General features: G+C 71.0%; 17 protein-coding genes. 12 read left to right on the top strand and 5 right to left on the bottom strand.

The window, feature by feature from the left end; all coding sequences use genetic code 11:
- The first annotated feature begins 41 nt into the window (after window positions 1–41).
- The 3 genes from ACZ6NZ_RS20770 to ACZ6NZ_RS20760 all read left to right on the top strand — a co-directional run bounded on the left by ACZ6NZ_RS20770 (window position 42) and on the right by ACZ6NZ_RS20760 (window position 4402).
- Window positions 42–728, top strand: coding sequence for a response regulator transcription factor (locus ACZ6NZ_RS20770; protein WP_366611269.1), 687 nt, complete (start codon window positions 42–44; stop codon window positions 726–728).
- 351 nt (window positions 729–1079) lie between these two features.
- Window positions 1080–1847 (top strand): ABC transporter ATP-binding protein, encoded by a 768-nt coding sequence (locus ACZ6NZ_RS20765; RefSeq protein WP_465859631.1) that lies wholly within the window; start codon window positions 1080–1082, stop codon window positions 1845–1847.
- Window positions 1847–4402 (top strand): ABC transporter permease, encoded by a 2556-nt coding sequence (locus ACZ6NZ_RS20760; RefSeq protein ID WP_366611267.1) that lies wholly within the window; start codon window positions 1847–1849, stop codon window positions 4400–4402. Before ACZ6NZ_RS20765 ends, ACZ6NZ_RS20760 begins: the two co-directional genes overlap by 1 nt.
- A gap of 52 nt (window positions 4403–4454) precedes the next feature.
- Here ACZ6NZ_RS20760 and ACZ6NZ_RS20755 read toward each other — a convergent pair whose 3' ends face one another.
- The gene (locus ACZ6NZ_RS20755) at window positions 4455–5105 is read right to left on the bottom strand and encodes an HAD family hydrolase (RefSeq protein ID WP_465860108.1); all 651 of its coding nucleotides are present in this window, start codon (window positions 5103–5105) and stop codon (window positions 4455–4457) included.
- Between the two features lie 121 nt (window positions 5106–5226).
- A complete protein-coding gene (locus ACZ6NZ_RS20750) occupies window positions 5227–5970 on the bottom strand; it encodes a neutral zinc metallopeptidase (RefSeq protein WP_465859629.1) in 744 nt (247 codons plus the stop codon).
- A gap of 249 nt (window positions 5971–6219) precedes the next feature.
- Here ACZ6NZ_RS20750 and ACZ6NZ_RS20745 point away from each other — a divergent pair, with 249 nt between their 5' ends.
- Window positions 6220–6585, top strand: a complete 366-nt coding sequence (locus tag ACZ6NZ_RS20745; protein ID WP_465859627.1) for a hypothetical protein — start codon at window positions 6220–6222, stop codon at window positions 6583–6585.
- A gap of 6 nt (window positions 6586–6591) precedes the next feature.
- Here ACZ6NZ_RS20745 and ACZ6NZ_RS20740 read toward each other — a convergent pair whose 3' ends face one another.
- Entirely contained in the window at window positions 6592–6795 is a 204-nt protein-coding gene (locus ACZ6NZ_RS20740; RefSeq protein WP_465859626.1) for a hypothetical protein, read from the bottom strand.
- 201 nt (window positions 6796–6996) lie between these two features.
- On the opposite strand from ACZ6NZ_RS20740, the gene ACZ6NZ_RS20735 reads away from it, so the two are divergent.
- Window positions 6997–7389, top strand: a complete 393-nt coding sequence (locus tag ACZ6NZ_RS20735) for a YciI family protein (protein ID WP_366611328.1) — start codon at window positions 6997–6999, stop codon at window positions 7387–7389.
- Window positions 7390–7392: 3 nt separating this feature from the next.
- Window positions 7393–8649 (top strand): RNA polymerase sigma factor, encoded by a 1257-nt coding sequence (locus ACZ6NZ_RS20730; RefSeq protein ID WP_465859624.1) that lies wholly within the window; start codon window positions 7393–7395, stop codon window positions 8647–8649.
- Window positions 8650–8736: 87 nt separating this feature from the next.
- Here ACZ6NZ_RS20730 and ACZ6NZ_RS20725 read toward each other — a convergent pair whose 3' ends face one another.
- Window positions 8737–9837, bottom strand: coding sequence for a calcium:cation antiporter (locus ACZ6NZ_RS20725; protein WP_112673580.1), 1101 nt, complete (start codon window positions 9835–9837; stop codon window positions 8737–8739).
- Window positions 9838–9949: 112 nt separating this feature from the next.
- Between ACZ6NZ_RS20725 and ACZ6NZ_RS20720 the strand changes: the two genes are divergently transcribed.
- Window positions 9950–10312, top strand: coding sequence for a metalloregulator ArsR/SmtB family transcription factor (locus ACZ6NZ_RS20720; RefSeq protein WP_357186605.1), 363 nt, complete (start codon window positions 9950–9952; stop codon window positions 10310–10312).
- Entirely contained in the window at window positions 10309–10812 is a 504-nt protein-coding gene (locus ACZ6NZ_RS20715) for an SRPBCC family protein (protein WP_465859621.1), read from the top strand. Before ACZ6NZ_RS20720 ends, ACZ6NZ_RS20715 begins: the two co-directional genes overlap by 4 nt.
- Here ACZ6NZ_RS20715 and mug read toward each other — a convergent pair.
- On the bottom strand, window positions 10809–11330 hold the full coding sequence (gene mug / locus ACZ6NZ_RS20710; protein ID WP_465859619.1) for a G/U mismatch-specific DNA glycosylase: 522 nt from the start codon (window positions 11328–11330) through the stop codon (window positions 10809–10811). The two genes, ACZ6NZ_RS20715 and mug, sit on opposite strands and share 4 nt — an antisense overlap.
- A 111-nt stretch (window positions 11331–11441) precedes the next feature.
- Between mug and ACZ6NZ_RS20705 the strand changes: the two genes are divergently transcribed.
- The 4 genes from ACZ6NZ_RS20705 (at window position 11442) to ACZ6NZ_RS20690 (ending at window position 17617) form a co-directional block, all read left to right on the top strand.
- Window positions 11442–12185: an SAM-dependent methyltransferase gene (locus ACZ6NZ_RS20705; protein WP_465859618.1), complete on the top strand. Its 744-nt coding sequence runs from the start codon at window positions 11442–11444 to the stop codon at window positions 12183–12185.
- Between the two features lie 37 nt (window positions 12186–12222).
- Window positions 12223–13041, top strand: a complete 819-nt coding sequence (locus tag ACZ6NZ_RS20700) for a lysostaphin resistance A-like protein (protein ID WP_465859616.1) — start codon at window positions 12223–12225, stop codon at window positions 13039–13041.
- Between the two features lie 463 nt (window positions 13042–13504).
- Window positions 13505–14692, top strand: a complete 1188-nt coding sequence (locus tag ACZ6NZ_RS20695) for a ThuA domain-containing protein (protein ID WP_465859615.1) — start codon at window positions 13505–13507, stop codon at window positions 14690–14692.
- 87 nt (window positions 14693–14779) lie between these two features.
- Complete coding sequence (locus ACZ6NZ_RS20690) at window positions 14780–17617, top strand: PQQ-dependent sugar dehydrogenase (protein WP_465859614.1); 2838 nt, start codon at window positions 14780–14782, stop codon at window positions 17615–17617.
- Window positions 17618–17661: the final 44 nt, after the last annotated feature.

Genomic DNA, 17661 nt, shown 5'->3' with positions numbered 1-17661 from the left:
CCGGTGCGCGCCACGACGTCGGCGGGACGGGAGAGCAGCAGATGAGCGATCAGGCGCCCTCGGCGCGGCCGGTGCGGATCCTGCTCGCCGACGACCAGCCGCTGCTGCGGACCGGGTTCCGGATGGTGCTGGGCGCCGAGAGCGACCTGGACGTGGTGGCGGAGGCCGGTGACGGCGTGGAGGCGGTGGAGTTGTCCCGCCGGCTGCTGCCCGACGTCGTGCTGATGGACATCCGGATGCCCCGGATGGACGGGGTGGCGGCGACCCGGGCCATCGTCGACGCCCGGCTGCCGGTGCGGGTGCTGGTGCTCACCACCTTCGACCTGGACGAGTACGTGGTGGGCGCGTTGCGGGCCGGCGCCAGCGGGTTCCTGGCCAAGGACGTGCCGGCCGAGGATCTGATCGCGGCGATCCGCACTGTCGCCGGCGGGGACGCGGTGGTGTCACCTCGGATCCTGCGGCGGCTGCTGGACCGCTTCGCCGAACTGCTGCCCGACCCGGCGGCGACGCCCGCGGCGGCGCTCAACGCGCTCACCGACCGGGAGCGCGAGGTGCTCGTGCAGGTCGCCCGAGGGTTGTCCAACGGCGAGATCGCGACGGTCCTGTCGGTGAGCGAGACCACCATCAAGACGCACGTCGGGCATGTGCTGACCAAGCTGCGGCTGCGCGACCGGGTGCAGGCGGTGGTGCTGGCGTACGAGTCGGGGCTGGTCCGTCCCCGGGCGTAGTCGCGTCGGCTGAGGTACCTCACCCGGCGTACTCGAAGATCCCTCCTTGGGGGGACGGCTGGCGTTGCGGTCCTCACCTACCGTGACCGGAGACGGCTCGGTTCGGTTGACCTTGCTGTGGCGTCAGGTGCGGGTGTCGGTGCTGCCGCCGCTGTGTGGAAAAACGGTCGACCGGCCGTCGACTCAGGGGCAACCCTGATGCGATATGGGGGTGCACCCGCAGCGGGAAATCCGCCCTGGGTCCCCCCAGGGTCGGACGGGGCGGGCGTATTCGGCACCGATGATGGAACAGTCGCGCCGGACCATCGGGGGGCGGCGTGCATTTTCGGACAGACGGAAGAGGTAGATGACGTGACCGCGACGGTAGGCCAGCAGGCGCAGGCCGCGGCCCGGGCGAACGACGTGTGGAAGGTGTACGGCAGCGGCGAGGCTCAGGTCATCGCGCTGCGGGGGGTCAGCGCGGAGTTCGAACGTGGCCGCTTCACCGCGATCATGGGCCCGTCGGGTTCCGGTAAGTCGACGCTGATGCACTGCCTCGCCGGTCTGGACTCGGTGACCAAGGGGACGGTGTCGATCGGTGAGACGACCGTCACCGGGCTGGGCGACGCGGGGTTGACGAAGCTGCGGCGCGACAAGGTGGGCTTCATCTTCCAGCAGTTCAACCTGCTGCCGACGCTGACCGCCAAGGAAAACATCCTGCTGCCGCTGTCGATCGCCGGGCGCAAGCCGGACCCGGCCTGGTACGACACGGTGATCGACACGGTGGGCCTGAAGAATCGGCTGGACCACCGGCCGGCGCAGCTCTCCGGTGGGCAGCAGCAGCGGGTGGCGTGCGCGCGGGCGCTGGTCTCCCGTCCTGAGGTGATCTTCGCGGACGAGCCGACGGGCAACCTGGACTCGCGCTCCGGCGCGGAGGTGCTCAACTTCCTGCGGTCGTCGGTCCGGGAGCACGGTCAGACCATCGTGATGGTCACCCACGACCCGACGGCCGCCGCGTACGCCGATCGAGTGGTCTTCCTCGCCGACGGTGAGATCGTCTCGGAGCTGATCGAGCCGACCGCCGAGACGGTGCTGGACACCATGAAGAAGCTGGACACTCCGGCCGAGGTGGGCAACTGATGTTCCGCGCGACGCTGAAGAGTCTGCTGGCCCGTAAGGTCCGGCTGATCCTGTCCGGCCTGGCGGTGGTGCTCGGGGTGATGTTCGTCTCCGGCGCGTTCGTGCTCACCGACACGCTGGGCCGCTCCTTCGACTCGGTCTTCGCCGACGGTTTCTCCGAGATCGACGTGAACGTCGCGGCGAAGCCGAAGGTCGAGCTCAGCGAGCTGGAGGGCGAGCAGACCGCCGCTCCGCTGCCGGCCGCCCTGGTGGACCGGGTGAAGCAGGTGCCGGGGGCGGCCTCGGCGACCGGTGTGGTCAACGCCGACGGCGCCCGGGTGATCGGCAGCAACGGCAAGGTCGTCACCTCGTTCGGCCCGCCGCAGTTGGGCGAGAACTGGATCGGCGAGAGCGACCTGCTGCAACTGCGTGAGGGGCGCGCGCCGCAGGCCGAGGACGAGATCGTCATCAACAAGGGTCTGGCCACCGCGGCGAAGCTTCAGGTCGGCCAGAAGGTCGGTGTGCTGACCGCGTTCGAGTCGAAGAAGCGGGATTTCACCCTGGTCGGCGTCTTCGGTTACAGCGGTGACCGGGACTCGATCGGCGGGGTCAACGAGGTCTTCTTCACCACGCCGGTGGCGCAGCGGCTGATGCTGGGCGAGCCGGACGTGTTCAGCAGCATCACCGTGACCGCCGCCGACGGGGTCTCCGACGAGAAGCTTCGCGACGACGTGGCCCGCACCCTCGGCGCGGACTTCGAGGTGAAGACGGGCGAGCAGGTCGCCGCGGACGCGGCGGCCAGCCTCAAGGAGGGCCTGTCGTTCTTCAACAAGATCCTGCTCGGATTCGCCGCGGTGGCCCTGCTGGTCGGCACCTTCCTGATCCTCAACACCTTCTCGATCATCGTGGCCCAGCGCACCCGTGAGTTGGCATTGATGCGCGCCATCGGGGCCAGCGGCCGGCAGATCATCGGGTCGGTGGTGCTGGAGGCCATCGCGGTCGGGTTGATCGCCTCGGTGCTCGGCCTGGCGGCCGGCATCGGCGTGGGCGCGTTGCTGGCGTACCTGTTCGGCAATCTGGCCGGTGGGCTCACCCTCGCCGGGATCGGCGTGCCGGCGGCGGCGGTGATCGGGTCGTTCGCTGTCGGGCTGGTCATCACGGTGGTGGCGGCGCTGTTGCCGGCGTTGCGGGCGTCGCGGATCCCGCCGATCGCCGCGATGCAGGACGTGGCCACCCCGGACCGGCCGTTGACCAAGGTCACGGTGGCCGGGTCGTTGGTCACCGGCATCGGCGCGGTGCTGCTGTTCCTCGGGCTCAGCGGCAACGCCGGTGGTCAGACGCTGTCCACCATCCTCGGTGGGGTGCTGTTCGCGTTCATCGGCGTGGCGCTGCTGACCCCGCTGATCAGCCGGCCGGTGGTGGCTCTGCTCGGTGGGATCTTCTCCTGGTCGCTGCCGGGCAAGCTGGGCCGGCTCAACTCGGGGCGCAACCCGCGCCGGACCGCGATCACCGCGGCCGCGCTGATGGTCGGCATCGCGCTGGTCACCGGCGTCACGGTGATCCTCGACTCGGCCAAAGGCAGCATCAGCGCCCTGGCCCAGGACAGCGTCAAGGCCGAGCTGGTGATCGCCGGGGCGCAGGGCGGGCCGCGCCCGCCGAGCTTCGACCCGGCCGTCCTGGACCAGGCCAAGACCCTGCCCGGCGTGCGGATGGTCGACGGCGAGTACGGCGACATGAGCCAGATCGACGGCAAGGTCACCTGGGTCGGGGCGAGCAGCGACATCTCGTCGCTGCGGCAGATCTTCAGTGCCAAGCCCGTGGCGGGTGACATCGACCGGCTCGGGCCGACGCAGATGCTGGCCAGTTCGGACACCGCCAACTCGCGTGGCTGGTCGGTGGGCTCGACGGTGAACGTGCAGTTGACCCGCGGCGAGACGCGGACGTACACGATCAGTGGCATCTACGAGTCCGGGCAGCTGTTGAACCCGGTGATGCTGCCGGTGACGGCGGCGAAGGACTTCGCGATCCCGCAGCCCTTCCAGGGGTTCATCCAGTTGGCCCCCGGTGCGCGGGTGAACGACGTGCTGCCGCAGGTGGAGACGCTGCTCGCGGACAGCCCTGAGGTGTCGGTGGCCGACCGGGACGCGTTCATCAAGCAGCAGACCGGTCAGCTCGACGGGCTGCTCACGATGATCCAGATCCTGTTGGCGCTGGCCATCGTCATCGCCGTGCTGGGCATCATCAACACCCTGGCGCTGTCGATCCTGGAACGGACCCGCGAGCTGGGGCTGCTACGGGCGATCGGGCTGCGCCGGTCGCAGACCATGGCCATGATCACCGTGGAGGCGGTGGTGATCTCCGTCTTCGGCGCGTTGCTGGGCGTGGCGGTCGGTACCGGCCTCGGTGCCGCGGTGGTCGAGGCCCTCAAGGACGAGGGCATCACCGACCTGATCCTGCCGTGGGGCCAGATGGGTGTCTTCCTCGGTCTCGCCGCGATCATCGGTGTGGTGGCGGCGGTGCTCCCGGCCATCCGGGCGGCCCGGATCAACGTCCTGGGCGCCATCGCCCACGACTGACGCCGCGACGCGCGACAGGGGCCCCCGTCGACGGGGGCCCCTGTCGCGTCCGTCAGGCCGCGGCCCGGTCGGTCAGCAGCGCCGCGAGCAGCGCCAGGTCCACGCCGGTCAGGCTCTCCACCTGGCGTACGCCGACGGTGCTCGGCAACGCCACCTCCGCCGGTACGGCCAGCACGGCCGCGCCCGAGGCGAGTGCACTGGCCACCCCGGTCGGCGAGTCCTCGATCGCCACGCACCGCTCGATCGGCACACCCAGCAGCCGGGCTGCGGTCAGGTACGGCTCGGGGTGCGGCTTGGCCGCCACCACCTCGTCGCCGGCGACCACCGTGTCGAAGTTGTCCCGACCGAGGGTGTCCAGGGCGATCTCGACGAGCGCCCGAGGGCTGGAGGTGACCAGCGCGGTGGGGATGCCCGCCGCGCGGACCGCGCGCAGCAGCTCGAACGCGCCGGGCCGCCAGGGCAGACCACCGCGGAACAGCTCCAGGATCCGGGCGTTGATCCACGCCGCGCTGATCTCCGGATCCCGTTCGGGCTGCCCCAGGTCGTCGTGCAGGATGCGCATCGACTCGGCCATGGCGGTACCGATGATCGACTGGCGGGCGTCGACGGAGAGTTCCCCGCCGTACTCCTTCGCGAGTTCCTGCAACGCGACGTCCCACAGCTTCTCGCTGTCGACCAACGTGCCGTCCATGTCGAAGAGCACAGCGGCGGGGTGATGGCTGCTCAGCGGAACCTCCAGGGTCGTGACCGACACCGGCGATCCTGCCAGCAGCCGCAGGGCCCGGTGGCGGCAACGGGCGTCAGGGTGATCCGGGCAACCCCGTTCAGCCCAGGTCGCACTCCTTCAGGGAACCCTCGTAACCCCGGAAGAAGTTGTCGGTGCGCTGCTCGGCGGTGCCGTGCGCCCCTTCCGCGAACCACGGCTGGTCCGGGTCGTCGCCGACCGCCGCCACCCCCTCCCGGAACTCGTCCAGGTCGCCCTCGGCGAGGGTCAGGACCCCCGAGCGCACCGAGTCGCCGAGGTACGCCCCGGCCATGCAGTCGGCCTGCAACTCCTGCTGGATGGTGAAGCTGTAGTTGATGCCGAGGCGCACCTGGATGGCGTGCGCGTACTCGTGCCCGAGCAGGTAGAACACGAACGCGTCGCCGACCTGGCGGAACGCCGCCACCGACCAGGCGACGTCGTACGCGATGAAGTCGCCCTGCGAGCAGTAGACGGCGTTGTTGCGGGGCAACGCCTGGCCACCGCAGGACACCTCGCCGTCGCGCTGGTACGGGATGATCCGCCGGACCGGCCGGAAACCCTGCCCGGACTCCTTGAACTGGGCCGCCCAGTAGCGCTCGGCGATCGCCTGCGCGTCGGCGACGTCCTGCTCGAACTCGGCCACGCTGGTGGTGCTGTCGGCCCGGGTGGTGCCCGGTTCCGGTGACGTCGCGGGCGGGTTCGCCCCGGGGCGTTCGGCCTCCGGCTCGGCCAGCCCACCGCCGGCGCAGGCGACGGAGAGCAGGGCGGCGATCAACAGACCCGCCACCGGGCCCCGCGCGTCGCGTCCGAACCGTGCCCCCACTGTGCCTCCCCAGACATCGGTGCTCGCGCTGCGATGTACCCCGACGATACGACCGCCACGCCCATCACCGGTTCTACGCAGGGTGGGGACGGACGGTTCACGCCGATCAGCCCGGTGCTGTTCTGGCGGCGCACGGGCGGCGGATTTGCGCGGCGCACGGGCAGCGGGGTGCCGCTCAGGGGCGGTGCCGGGCCGGCACAATGCCAACGGACGGGTGCCTCCGTCCGTCAGTGGAGGGAGGGATCGGTCGTGCTGCACGAGTTGGGCAGTCGCAGCCGACGTCAACCGGCGCCGGCGCACGTCCTGTGGAGGTCGCTGCGCGACCCGTACGAGGCCGGCAGCCGGCCGTGGCTGGAGTTGCGCGACGACGAGGTGCCGCCCCGGGTGGTGGCCGGCTACGCGCCCGTGCTGCTCGTGTGGTCGTCGCTGTGGCCGCACCGACCGTTGGACCGGATCCGCTTCGACCTGACGGCCGGGCAGCCCGGCGCGGACTGCGCGCTGCGCTGGACGCTCACCACCGACGGCGACCTACCGGGCGAGAGCACCCTCGGGCACCTACGCCACCGCCTCAACTACCTGATCAACGACCGGCTCCGCCGCTCGTACGGCCAGTAGCGTCGCTCACCCGCTCGACTCTCGACCGCGATGCCAGGTGTCACCCTGGTCACCGTGCCGCTCGGCCTCGTACCGGTGCTGGCGACCCCGAGCCTCCCGCCCAGCCGCCGGATCGTCCCCGGCGTCCGCTCGCCCCCGCCGAGCGACAACGCCGTACGCCACCCCCGCCGCGACGACGAAACCCCCCACCACCACCCACACCACAGTCATGCCGCCCAACCTAAGCCCCACCCACCACCCCCACCTCCGGTGATCATGAAGTTAGCGTCATCCCGCTCGGCGTGTCGTGACGCCAACTTCATGATCACCGATTCGGGTTGGGTGGTGTGTCCGGAGGGCGGGGTTGGGTTCGACGTTTCGTCGGGTGCCGGGGTGGTGCCTTGCGGAGGAGGGGAAGAGACCGTGAAGTACATGATTTTGCTCTACGGGTCGCAGCAGGACTACGACGTGCTGTCGGGACGGGCTACGGACCGGCCGGCGATGTCGGCCGAACAGATCGCGGCGATGCACCAGCACATGGAGACCTTCCACCAGGCGCTGGCCGAGTCCGGGGAGTTGGTCGACGCCCGGGGCCTGAGCGAGCCGGTGCACGCCCGCCGGGTGCAGGTGCGCGAGGGGGCGCCCGTGGTCACCGACGGCCCGTACCCGGAGACGCAGGAGGTCCTCGCCGGTTACACCATCGTGGAGTGCGCCAGCTTCGACCGGGCCACCGAGATCGCCGCCGGGCTGGTCGACCCGGACGCCCCCGGTGGGTACGTGGACGTGCGGCCGGTGCTCGACGGTGTCGAGGACCTGGCCGGCTGACCGGTGTCGGAGACTCCCGCCGAGGACCTGCTGCGCGAGCTGGCGCCGCAGGTCCTCGGCGCGCTAGTCCGCCGCTACGGGCACTTCGACACGGCCGAGGACGCGGTGCAGGAGGCGTTGATCGCCGCCGCGCACGGGTGGCCGCGCGACGGCGTACCGGAGAACCCGCGTGGCTGGCTGATCACCGTGGCGTCCCGTCGGCTGACCGACCTGCTGCGTCGCGAACAGGCCCGGATGCGACGGGAGGACACGGTGGCCCGGTGGAGGCTGCCGGAGCAGTGGAGCGCCCCCGCCGCCGACCGACCGCGGGCCGACGCCGACGACAGGCTCATCCTGCTGTTCCTGTGCTGCCACCCGGCGCTGTCGGCGGCGTCGCAGATCGCGCTCACCCTGCGGGCGGTCGGCGGGCTCAGCACCGCCGAGGTGGCGCGCGCCTTCCTGGTGCCGGAGGCGACGATGACCCGGCGGATCAGTCGGGGTAAGCAGCGGATCCGGGACAGCGGGCTGCGGTTCGCGCCGCCCACCGGCCCGGAACGCGCCGACCGGCTCGCCGCCGTGCTGCACGTGCTCTACCTGATCTTCACGGAGGGGTACGCCCGCACCGCCGGGCCCGGGTTGTTGCGCGCCGACCTGACCGCCGAGGCGATCCGGCTGACCCGGCTGGTGCGCCGGCTGGTGCCCGAGGACCCCGAGGTCACCGGGCTGCTCGCGTTGATGCTGCTCACCGATGCCCGCGCGCCGGCGCGGATCGGCCCGCACGGTGAGCTGGTGCCGATGGCCGAGCAGGACCGCTCCCGGTGGCGGGCGGACCAGATCGCCGAGGGGGTCGAGCTGATCACCGGGGCGTTGCCGCGCGGGGTGGTCGGGGCGTACCAGCTCCAGGCGGCCATCGCGGCCGTACACGACGAGGCGCCCAGCGCGGCGGCCACCGACTGGGCGCAGATCACCGCGCTGTACGAGGTGCTCCTCGGGATGTCCGACAACCCGGTGGTGGCGCTCAACCACGCGGTGGCGGTGGCCATGAGCCGGGGTGCCGCGGCCGGGTTGGCGCTGCTCGCCGACCTGGCCGACGATCCCCGTCTCGCCGACGACCCTCGACTGCCGGCCGCCCGCGCCCACCTGTGGGAACTGGAGGGTGAGCGGCTCGCCGCGCGGGAGGCGTACCGGATGGCGGCGGCGCGCTCGACGAACCTGGCGCAGCAGCGCTACCTGAACACCCGCGCGGAGCGCCTCACGGGCGACCCGCCGCCCGCCGGCTGAGCCGCACGGGCCGTGCGGGCCGTGCGGGTCACGGAACGGGCCGGCGCGGCCGTGCGGGTCACGGGCTGAGCCGGCCGACCGTGCGGGTCACGGGCTGGCGGCCAGGAAGACGAAGGCGGCCATCAGCACCAGGTGTACGCCGCCCTGCAACACGTTGGCCCGGCCGGGCACCACAGTGAGGACGGCGGTCACGGCGGTGAGCGCGAGCAGCGTGAGCTGGGTGCCGCCGAGGCCGAGCAGCAGCGGGCCGTCCAGCCAGATCGAGGCGATCGCGATGGCCGGGATGGTCAGGCCGATGCTGGCCATCGCGGAGCCGAGCGCGAGGTTCAGGCTGGTCTGGACGCGGTCTCGGCGGGCGGCGCGGGCGGCGGCCAGGGTCTCCGGCAGAAGCACCAGCAGGGCGATGATCACGCCGACGAACGCGTGCGGCAGGTTCGCCGCCGCGACCCCGGCCTCGATGGTCGGCGAGACCGTCTTGGCGTCGCCGACCACCGCGACCAGCGCCACCAGCAGCAGGCCCAGGCTGACCATCGCCGCGCGGGTGGTGGGCGGCTTGGCGTGCTCCTCCGTCTCGATGACCTTGCCCCGGCTGTCGACCGGCAGGAAGTAGTCGCGGTGCCGGCCGGTCTGCACGAGCACGAACAGCCCGTACAGGGCCAGCGACGCGACGGCGGCGAAGACGAGTTGGGCCGGGCTGAACTCCGGGCCGGGGCGGGCCGTGGTGAAGCTGGGGATGACCAGACTCAGGGTGGCCAGGGTGATCACGGTGGCCAGGGCTCCGCCGGTGCCCTCCGGGTTGAACACCGCGACGCGGCGGCGCAGCGCCCCGAGCAGCAGGGACAGACCCAGTATTCCGTTGCAGGTGATCATGACGGCGGCGAAGACGGTGTCCCGGGCGAGTGACTGGGTCTTCTCCGGACCGCTGATCATGAGCGTGACGATCAGGGCCACCTCGATCACGGTGACCGCGACGGCGAGCACGAGGGACCCGTACGGCTCTCCCACCCGGTGAGCGACCACCTCGGCGTGGTGCACCGCCGCAAGCACCGCGCCGCCCAGCAGCACCGCGACAACCACGATGACGGGCCCAGGCAGGCTCCTCCCCCAGGTGACCATCAATATCAGGACGGCGAGCACAGGTACGACGAACGTCCAGTCGGTCAGGCGGGAGCGAAGGAGGGCGGCCATGCCATACAGAGTGCCAGGTCAAGTGATCATGTGCCCACCATCGACGCGGCGACATGCGGCCGTCCGTGGCCTTCGCCACGCCAACGCGTAACTCATAGGTTACGCTTCTCAGGTGAACGAGGTGGCCACCGCGATCGCGGACCCGGTACGGCGGCACATCCTGACCCTGCTGCGCGACGAGCCGCTGTCCGCTGGTGACATCGCGCAGCGATTCGTGATCAGCCGACCCGCGATCAGCCGCCACCTGCGGCTGCTGCGCGAGAGCGGTCTGGTGCACGACGAGATGGTCGGCCGCCAGAGGATCTACCGCCTCGATCCGCGCCCGCTCGCCCCACTGGTCGACTGGCTCGCCGCGCTCGCGGCCACCGACCGGTGGGAGCGGCACCTCGACGCGTTGGAGACCGAGGTCTATCGCACCCGCCGAGAGCGCCGCAGCCGCGGCCCGGCGGAGCACCGAAGGGAGCACACGGCATGACCCGCACACCCGCCGGACGCCTGTTCCACACCGACACCGGCCACGATCTCGTCCTCACCCGAACCTTCCGCGCTCCGGCGGCGGACGTCTGGGCCAGCCTGACCGAGCCCGAGCGTACGGCTCGCTGGTTCGGCCCGTGGGAGGGCGACGCCGGCCCCGGCCGGACCATCCGGGTCCAGATGGCGTACGAGGAGGAGCAGCCCTGGTGCGAGATGCGCATCGACGCGTGCGAACCGCGGCAGCGCCTCGCCGTGTCGATGGTCGACGACTACGGCAGCTGGCTGCTGGAGCTGTCACTGACCGAGACCGACGGCACTACCGAGCTGCGGTTCGTGCAGCACCTGACCAGCGTGGAGGGCATCGCCGAGGTGGGCGCCGGTTGGGAGTACTACCTGGACATGCTGGTCGCCTCCCGGGACGGTTCACCCCGCCCCGAGTTCGACGACTACCACCCGGCGATGCAGCCCTACTACCAGGGGCTGGTCGCCGCGGCCGGCTAGCGGTCGAGAGCCCGCCGCAGCCTGGCGAACTCGGCGGTCAACGCCGGCAGCGGGAAGTGCGCGTTCAGACCGCTGGGGTTCGGCAGCACCCAGACCTGGGCCGGCCCCAGCCGTTCCGCTCGCGGGCCCAGCCCGGCCTTCGGTCGGGCGAAGGCGATGCGGTACGCGCTCACCCCGAGGATCGCCACCCAGCGCGGCCGGTGGCGCTCGGCCTTCACCGCCAGCCCGGTCACACCGGCTACCAACTCCTCCGGAGTCAGTTCGGCGGCGCGGGCGGTGGCCCGATTGCTCAGGCTGGTGATGCCCAGACCCTGACGCAGCAGCTCGTCGCGTTCCCAGGAGTGCAGCTGGCGGTCGGTGAAGCCGGCTCCGTGCAGGGCCGGCCAGAATCGGCTGCCCCGGCGGGCGAAGGGCTCCCCCACCGCGGCCGAGTAGAGGCCCGGATTGAAGCCGCAGAACAGCACGCGTAGCCCGGGGCCGATGATGTCCGGCAACCCCCGGCCAGCCGCCGCCGCCACCTCCTGCGGGGTCGGCCGCCGCGCCGGGCCCCGGGCTCTGCGCGTCCACCCCACCGATCCTGCCGTACGCCCCGGTGCCGGACCCGGGGCACGCCCTGACACCCTCAACGGATGCAGTCAACCGACCACCTCGCCGCCAGCCGTTACGCGCGGATGCGTTGGAACACCCCGCTCTCGCCGGAACACGCCGCGTTGCTGCTGCAACGGTTCGACGTCCGGCCCGGAGCGCGTGTGCTCGACCTCGGCTGTGGTTGGGGTGAGCTGTTGCTGCGGGCGGTCGCCGCCGGTGGTGTCTCCGGCCCGGTCGCGACGCGCGGCGTCGGCGTCGACACCGACGAGGCCGCGCTCGCCCGAGGGCGGCGGCTGGCCGCGGGACGCTCGCTGACCCGGCACGTCGCCTTCGTGATGGGGGAAGCAGCGGCCTGGCAGGAGCCGGCCGACCGGGTTCTCTGCATCGGCTCGGCACACGCCTTCGGTGGCACCGAGGCCGCCCTCGACGCCCTCGCCGACGTGGTCCGGCCCGGTGGGCGGCTGCTCTTCGGCGACGCGTACTGGGAGCGGCCCCCGACGGCGGAGATCGCCGAGATCTTCGGCCCGGAGGTCCCGACCCTGCCCGCTCTGGTCGAGGCCGCCCGCCAGCGAGGCTGGCGGTTGCTGCACGTGAGCACCGCCGACCAGCGGGAGTGGGACGATTTCGAGTCGACCTGGCTCGCCGGGCGGCAGGAGTGGCTGCTGGCGTACCCGGAGGATCCCCGTGCCGCCGAGGTCCGCGCGGAGCTCGACGACCGGTTGAGCCAGTACGTCGGCGGTTACCGGGGTGTCCTCGGCCTCGGCTACCTCGTCCTCGGCCGCTGACCGTCCGCGGTTGACGCCGCTGGCTACGCTGCGCGGGGTGAGCGCCGGATTTCGTCTCGCCCTGCCGTGGCGGATCCTCGTCGTGGCCAGCGCCGCCGTGCTGGTGTGGCTGGTCCTGGGCGCTCTGCTCGGCCCTGAATACGACCGACTGACCCATGCGATCGGGGCGGTGCTCACCACCGCTGTCGTCGTACCTCTGGTGGTCGTCGCCCGTCGCGTCCTGGACCGTCGGCCCTGGGCCGGCCTCGGGCTGCCGTCGCTGCGCGCCGGCTGGCGGCGTCTGCTGTTCGGGATGGCCTGCTGGCTCGTTCCCGCCGCGGCGGGGTTCGCGCTCTGTCTCGGTCTCGGCTGGGTCGAGATCAGTGTCCGGACCTCCGTCGGGGACGTGCTGCGGGTGGCGGCGCTGCTGGTCGTTCTGGTTTTCCTCAAGGAGGCGCTGCCGGAGGAGCTGGTCTTCCGTGGGTACCTGCAACACCACCTCGCCACCCGGCTGCCCGTCGGGCAGGCGGTCGCCGGGCAGGCGGTGCTGTTCACCGTCTTCGGGTTCCTCATCGGGGCGGCCAGATCGGTGGACCGGCTGGCGCTGTTCTTCGTCTTCGCGTTGCTGCTGGGCGCCTTCCGTGCGGCCACCGGCGACATCTGGGCCGGCATCGGCCTGCACGTCGCGTTCCAGACGGTCGCTCAGCTGTTCGGTGACGTCGGGGCGGTCTTCGACGTGGTCGGCGCGAACGTCCTGGGCGTGGTGGCCATGGGGGTCATTCCCTTCTCGGTCAGCTGGATCGTCCTGCGACACCGCTACCGCGAGCACCTGTTCGGGAACGCCCTCGCACCGGAGCCGGAGCGCCGGAGCGGCTGAAGCCTGGGCATTCGGCCACCGCGGCCGCCAACCGCGCCCTCGACCGGCAGGACGGGCCGACGGTGCTGGTGGGCCACTCCCGGGCCGGCACGATCATCAGCGAGGCCGGCAATCATCCGACGGTTACCGCCCTGGTGTCCGTGGCGGCCCGCGCGCCGTCGCGATCAGTCCAGGCGACCAGTTCGACCTGACGTGGGCCGTGCGCGGACGCACCCGGTGGGGTTGACGGGGCGCATACATCGGAGGTTTACTGCGTCAGCGATACCAATCGATGAATTTTGACCGTCCACTGTGGTTCGGCGAGGTCATCGGCTGTTGCACCCCACCACTCCTCCATCACCCCACCACCCCGCAGCACCTCAGCCGAGCATCGGCGGCCCGGCTCCCGCACCACCGCCACCATGGCCCCTGGCCTGCCCATGCGCACCGGCCCGAGGTCGACGCTCAGCAGAGGAGCAACACCATGCGTTCCCGTCCCCGCCTGTTGGCACTCGTCACCGGCCTGGCAGTCATGCTGGCCAGTCTGGTCGCCCTGCCGACACCCGCCTCGGCGGCACCACTGACCAAGGTCCTGGTGTTCAGCAAGACCGCCGGCTTCCGGCACTCGTCGATCCCCAACGGCATCGCCGCGATCCAGCAGCTCGGCTCGGCCAACGGCTTCACCGTGACCTCGACCGAGGACGCCGGCCAGTTCACCACCTCCAACCTGGCCCAGTACCAGGCGGTGGTGTTCATGTCGACGACCGGCGACGTCCTCAACGCCAGCCAGCAGACGGCCTTCGAGTCGTACATCGCCGCTGGTGGCGGCTACGTCGGCGTGCACGCCGCGGCCGACACCGAGTACAGCTGGCCGTGGTACGGCCAGTTGGTCGGCGCGTACTTCGACTCGCACCCGGCGATCCAGAACGCGACCGTCCGGATCGAGGACAACACCAACCCGTCGACGGCGCACCTCGGGGCCACCTGGGTCCGCTCCGACGAGTGGTACAACTACCGCACCAACCCCCGGTCCACCGCGCGGGTCCTGGCCAACCTCGACGAGTCGTCCTACAGCGGCGGCAACATGAGCGGCGACCACCCGATCACCTGGTGCAAGGCGTACGGCGGCGGGCGGGCCTGGTACACCGGCCTCGGGCACACCGAGGCGTCGTACACCGACCCGAACTTCACCCGGATGCTGCTCGGCGGCCTCCAGGTCGCCGCGGGTTCGGTGACCGCCGACTGCTCGCCGCGCACGACCACCCCGCCGCCCACGGTCAGCGGCTCCACCCTGCGGGCCCGTGCCAACAACCAGTACGTCAGCGCGCCCAACTCCACCACGGCGTTGATCGCCAACAAGACCTCGGTGAACACGAGCGAGCGGTTCGACCTGGTCAGCCTCGCCAACGGCAACGTGGCACTGCGGGCCAAGAGCAACTCGCAGTACGTCGCGGCGGAGAACTCCGGGTCGTCCGCGCTGATCGCCAACCGGGGCAGCGCCGGCTCCTGGGAGACGTTCCAGCTGGTCCGCAACTCCGACGGCACGGTGAGCCTGCGGGCCACGGTGAACAACCGGTACGTCTCCGCCGACAACGGGGGCGCCTCCCCGTTGATCGCCAACCGGACCTCCATCGGCCAGTGGGAGAAGTTCGACCTGGTCACCACCAGCTGACCTGCTCCCCACCGTTCTTCACCACCCCCACCTGGTCGTGGTGCGCCCCCGCGCGCCCGCACCCCCGGTCGTCGAGAAAGGACGATCATGCTCTCCTACCCCCGGCGCTGGTCCCGGGCCCTGGTCGCGGCGGTCACCACCGTCGCGAGCGTGGCCCTGGCCGTGGCCGCAGCCCCCACCGCCGCCCAGGCCGTGGTGATTCCCGCCAGCGACTATCAACAGGTCAAACTCGCCACCGGCTCGGCCGAGCTGGGTGAGGCCATGTCCCTGGCCGTCCTGCCCAACCGCTCGGTGCTGCACACCGCCCGCAACGGCGTGCTGCGGGTGACCGACGTGGCCGGCAACACCAAGACCTCCGGCACCCTGTCGGTCTACACCCACGACGAGGAGGGGTTGCAGGGCGTCGCCGTCGACCCCGCCTTCGCCACCAACCGGTGGATCTACCTGTACTACTCCCCCTCGTTGAGCACCCCGTCCGGGGACGCGCCGACCACCGGCTCGCAGTCGGACTGGGACCGGTGGAAGGGGCACCTGCGGCTGTCGCGGTTCACCCTCAACAGCGACGACACGCTCAACCTGGGCAGCGAAAAGATCGTGCTCCAGGTCGCCAACGACCGTGGCCAGTGCTGCCACGTCGGCGGCGACCTGGACTTCGACGCCGCCGGCAACCTGTACCTGACCACCGGCGACGACACCAACCCGTTCGAGTCGTCCGGCTACGCGCCGATCGACGAGCGGACCAACCGCAACCCGCAGTTCGACGCCCAGCGCACGGCGGGCAACACCAACGACCTGCGGGGCAAGCTGCTGCGGATCAAACCGCAGGCCGACGGCACGTACACCATCCCGTCGGGCAACCTGTTCGCACCCGGCACGGCCAACACCCGGCCGGAGATCTACGCGATGGGTCTGCGCAACCCGTTCCGGATGAGCGTCGACAAGGCCACCGGCGTCGTCTACCTCGGCGACTACGGCCCCGACGCCGGCTCCACGAACTCCAGTCGTGGCCCATCCGGTCAGGTCGAGTTCAACCGCATCGCCTCGCCCGGCAACTACGGTTGGCCGTACTGCACCGGCGCCAACACCAGCACCGAGACGTACAACGAATACACCTTCCCGTCCGGGCCGTCGCAGTCCAAGTACAACTGCTCGGGCGGGCCGACCAACAACTCGTTCCGCAACACCGGGCTCGGCACGCTGCCCGCGGCGAGGCCGGCGTGGATCAAGTACGCCGGCGACTCCGGTTCACCATCGGAGTTCGGCAGCGGCTCGGAGTCGCCGATGGGCGGGCCGGTCTACCGGTACGACGCGTCGCTGAACTCCAGCATCAAGTTCCCGCAGTCGCTCAACGGCCAGTTCTTCGCCGGTGAGTACGGCCGCCGCTGGATCAAGGCCATCGCGGTCAACTCCGACGGCTCCCGCGGGGAGATCTCCAACTTCCCGTGGTCCGGCACCCAGGTCATGGACATGGCCTTCGGACCGGACGGCGCACTGTACGTGCTGGACTACGGCACCGGCTCGAACAACCAGGCGTTGTTCCGGATCGAGTACATCGGCGGCGGCAACCGCAACCCGATCGCGGTCGCCTCGGCGAACCCGACCTCGGGGGCCAACCCGCTGACCGTCAACTTCTCGTCGGCCGGCAGCTCGGACCCCGAGGGTGGGGCGCTGAGCTACCTGTGGACGTTCGGTGACGGCACCACGTCGACGGCGGCGAACCCGACGAAGACGTACACCACCAACGGCACGTTCTCCCCCACGTTGAGGGTCACCGACCCGAATGGGTTGACCGGCACGGCGAGCCTGGTGATCACCGTGGGCAACACGGCCCCGACGGTGACGCTCACCTCGCCCGCCGACGGGCAGCTGTTCAGCTTCGGTGACACGGTGTCGTACCAGATCAGCGTGAGCGACCCGCAGGACGGCACGATCGACTGTTCCAAGGTGAGCCTGACGTACGCGCTGGGCCACGACAGCCACGCCCACCAGATCACCTCGAAGAACGGGTGCAGTGGCTCGATCACCGTGCCGACCGACGGCGAGCACGACTCGGCGGCGAACATCTACGGGGTCTTCGACGCCGCCTACACCGACAACGGCGGGCTGACCACGCACAGCATCAAGACGCTGCAACCCAAGCACCGTCAGGGTGAGCACTTCGGCGCTCAGTCCGGCGTCCAGGCCACCGACCACACCAACGCCGAGGGTGGCCGCACCGCCGGCTTCATCGAGAACAACGACTGGATCTCGTACCAGCCGTACAACCTGGCCAACGCCAACCGCATCACCGTGCGGGCGTCGTCGGCCGGCGCGGGCGGCACCATCGAGGTCCGGGCCGGGTCGGCCACCGGCTCCCTGCTGGGCACCGTCACGGTGCCGGTGACCGGCAACTGGGAGACGTTCGTCGAGGCGTCCGCCACGATCAGCAACCCGCCGAGCGCGTCCACGACGCTGTACCTGGTGTTCAAGGGCGGGTCCGGCTACCTGTTCGACGTCGACGCGTTCACCTTCGCCACCGGCACCGGTAGCACCACGCCGGTGAGCACGCTGCGGGCGCAGGTCAACAACCAGTACGTGTCGGCGGTCGGCACCACCGCGTTGATCGCCAACAAGGCCAGCGTCGGTGGCACGACCGAACAGTTCGACCGGGTGGACGCCGGCAACGGTGCCATCGCCCTGCGGTCACGCGCCAACGGGCTCTACGTCTCGGCCACGAACGCGGGCGCCGGGGCGTTGGTCGCCAACGCCAGCTCGATCGGATCGTGGGAGACGTTCCAGCTCATCACCAACTCGGATGGAACGGTGGGCCTGCGGGCCACGGTCAACAACCAGATCGTGTGCGCCGAGAACGCCGGGGCCGGATCCCTGATCGCCAACCGCAGCTCGGTCGGGGCCTGGGAGAAGTTCATCCTGACCACCGGCTGACCGCGGGTGAACGCACGGTAGGGCCCGGCCTGGTGACCAACCAG

The organism is Micromonospora sp. NPDC047756, assembly GCF_055587245.1.
The sequence above is the reverse complement of the archived record's forward strand: the minus strand, read 5'-3'. Positions and strand labels throughout refer to the sequence as shown.

What these genes read in the sequence shown, in the direction of transcription:
- ACZ6NZ_RS20770 (WP_366611269.1), top strand. Translation starts at nt 42, where the DNA reads ATGAGCGATCAGGCGCCCTCGGCGCGGCCGGTGCGGATCCTGCTCGCC.
- ACZ6NZ_RS20760 (WP_366611267.1), top strand. Translation starts at nt 1,847, where the DNA reads ATGTTCCGCGCGACGCTGAAGAGTCTGCTGGCCCGTAAGGTCCGGCTG.
- ACZ6NZ_RS20740 (WP_465859626.1), bottom strand. Translation starts at nt 6,795, where the DNA reads ATGACTGTGGTGTGGGTGGTGGTGGGGGGTTTCGTCGTCGCGGCGGGG.
- ACZ6NZ_RS20735 (WP_366611328.1), top strand. Translation starts at nt 6,997, where the DNA reads ATGATTTTGCTCTACGGGTCGCAGCAGGACTACGACGTGCTGTCGGGA.
- ACZ6NZ_RS20725 (WP_112673580.1), bottom strand. Translation starts at nt 9,837, where the DNA reads ATGGCCGCCCTCCTTCGCTCCCGCCTGACCGACTGGACGTTCGTCGTA.
- ACZ6NZ_RS20715 (WP_465859621.1), top strand. Translation starts at nt 10,309, where the DNA reads ATGACCCGCACACCCGCCGGACGCCTGTTCCACACCGACACCGGCCAC.
- ACZ6NZ_RS20705 (WP_465859618.1), top strand. Translation starts at nt 11,442, where the DNA reads ATGCAGTCAACCGACCACCTCGCCGCCAGCCGTTACGCGCGGATGCGT.
- ACZ6NZ_RS20695 (WP_465859615.1), top strand. Translation starts at nt 13,505, where the DNA reads ATGCGTTCCCGTCCCCGCCTGTTGGCACTCGTCACCGGCCTGGCAGTC.
- ACZ6NZ_RS20690 (WP_465859614.1), top strand. Translation starts at nt 14,780, where the DNA reads ATGCTCTCCTACCCCCGGCGCTGGTCCCGGGCCCTGGTCGCGGCGGTC.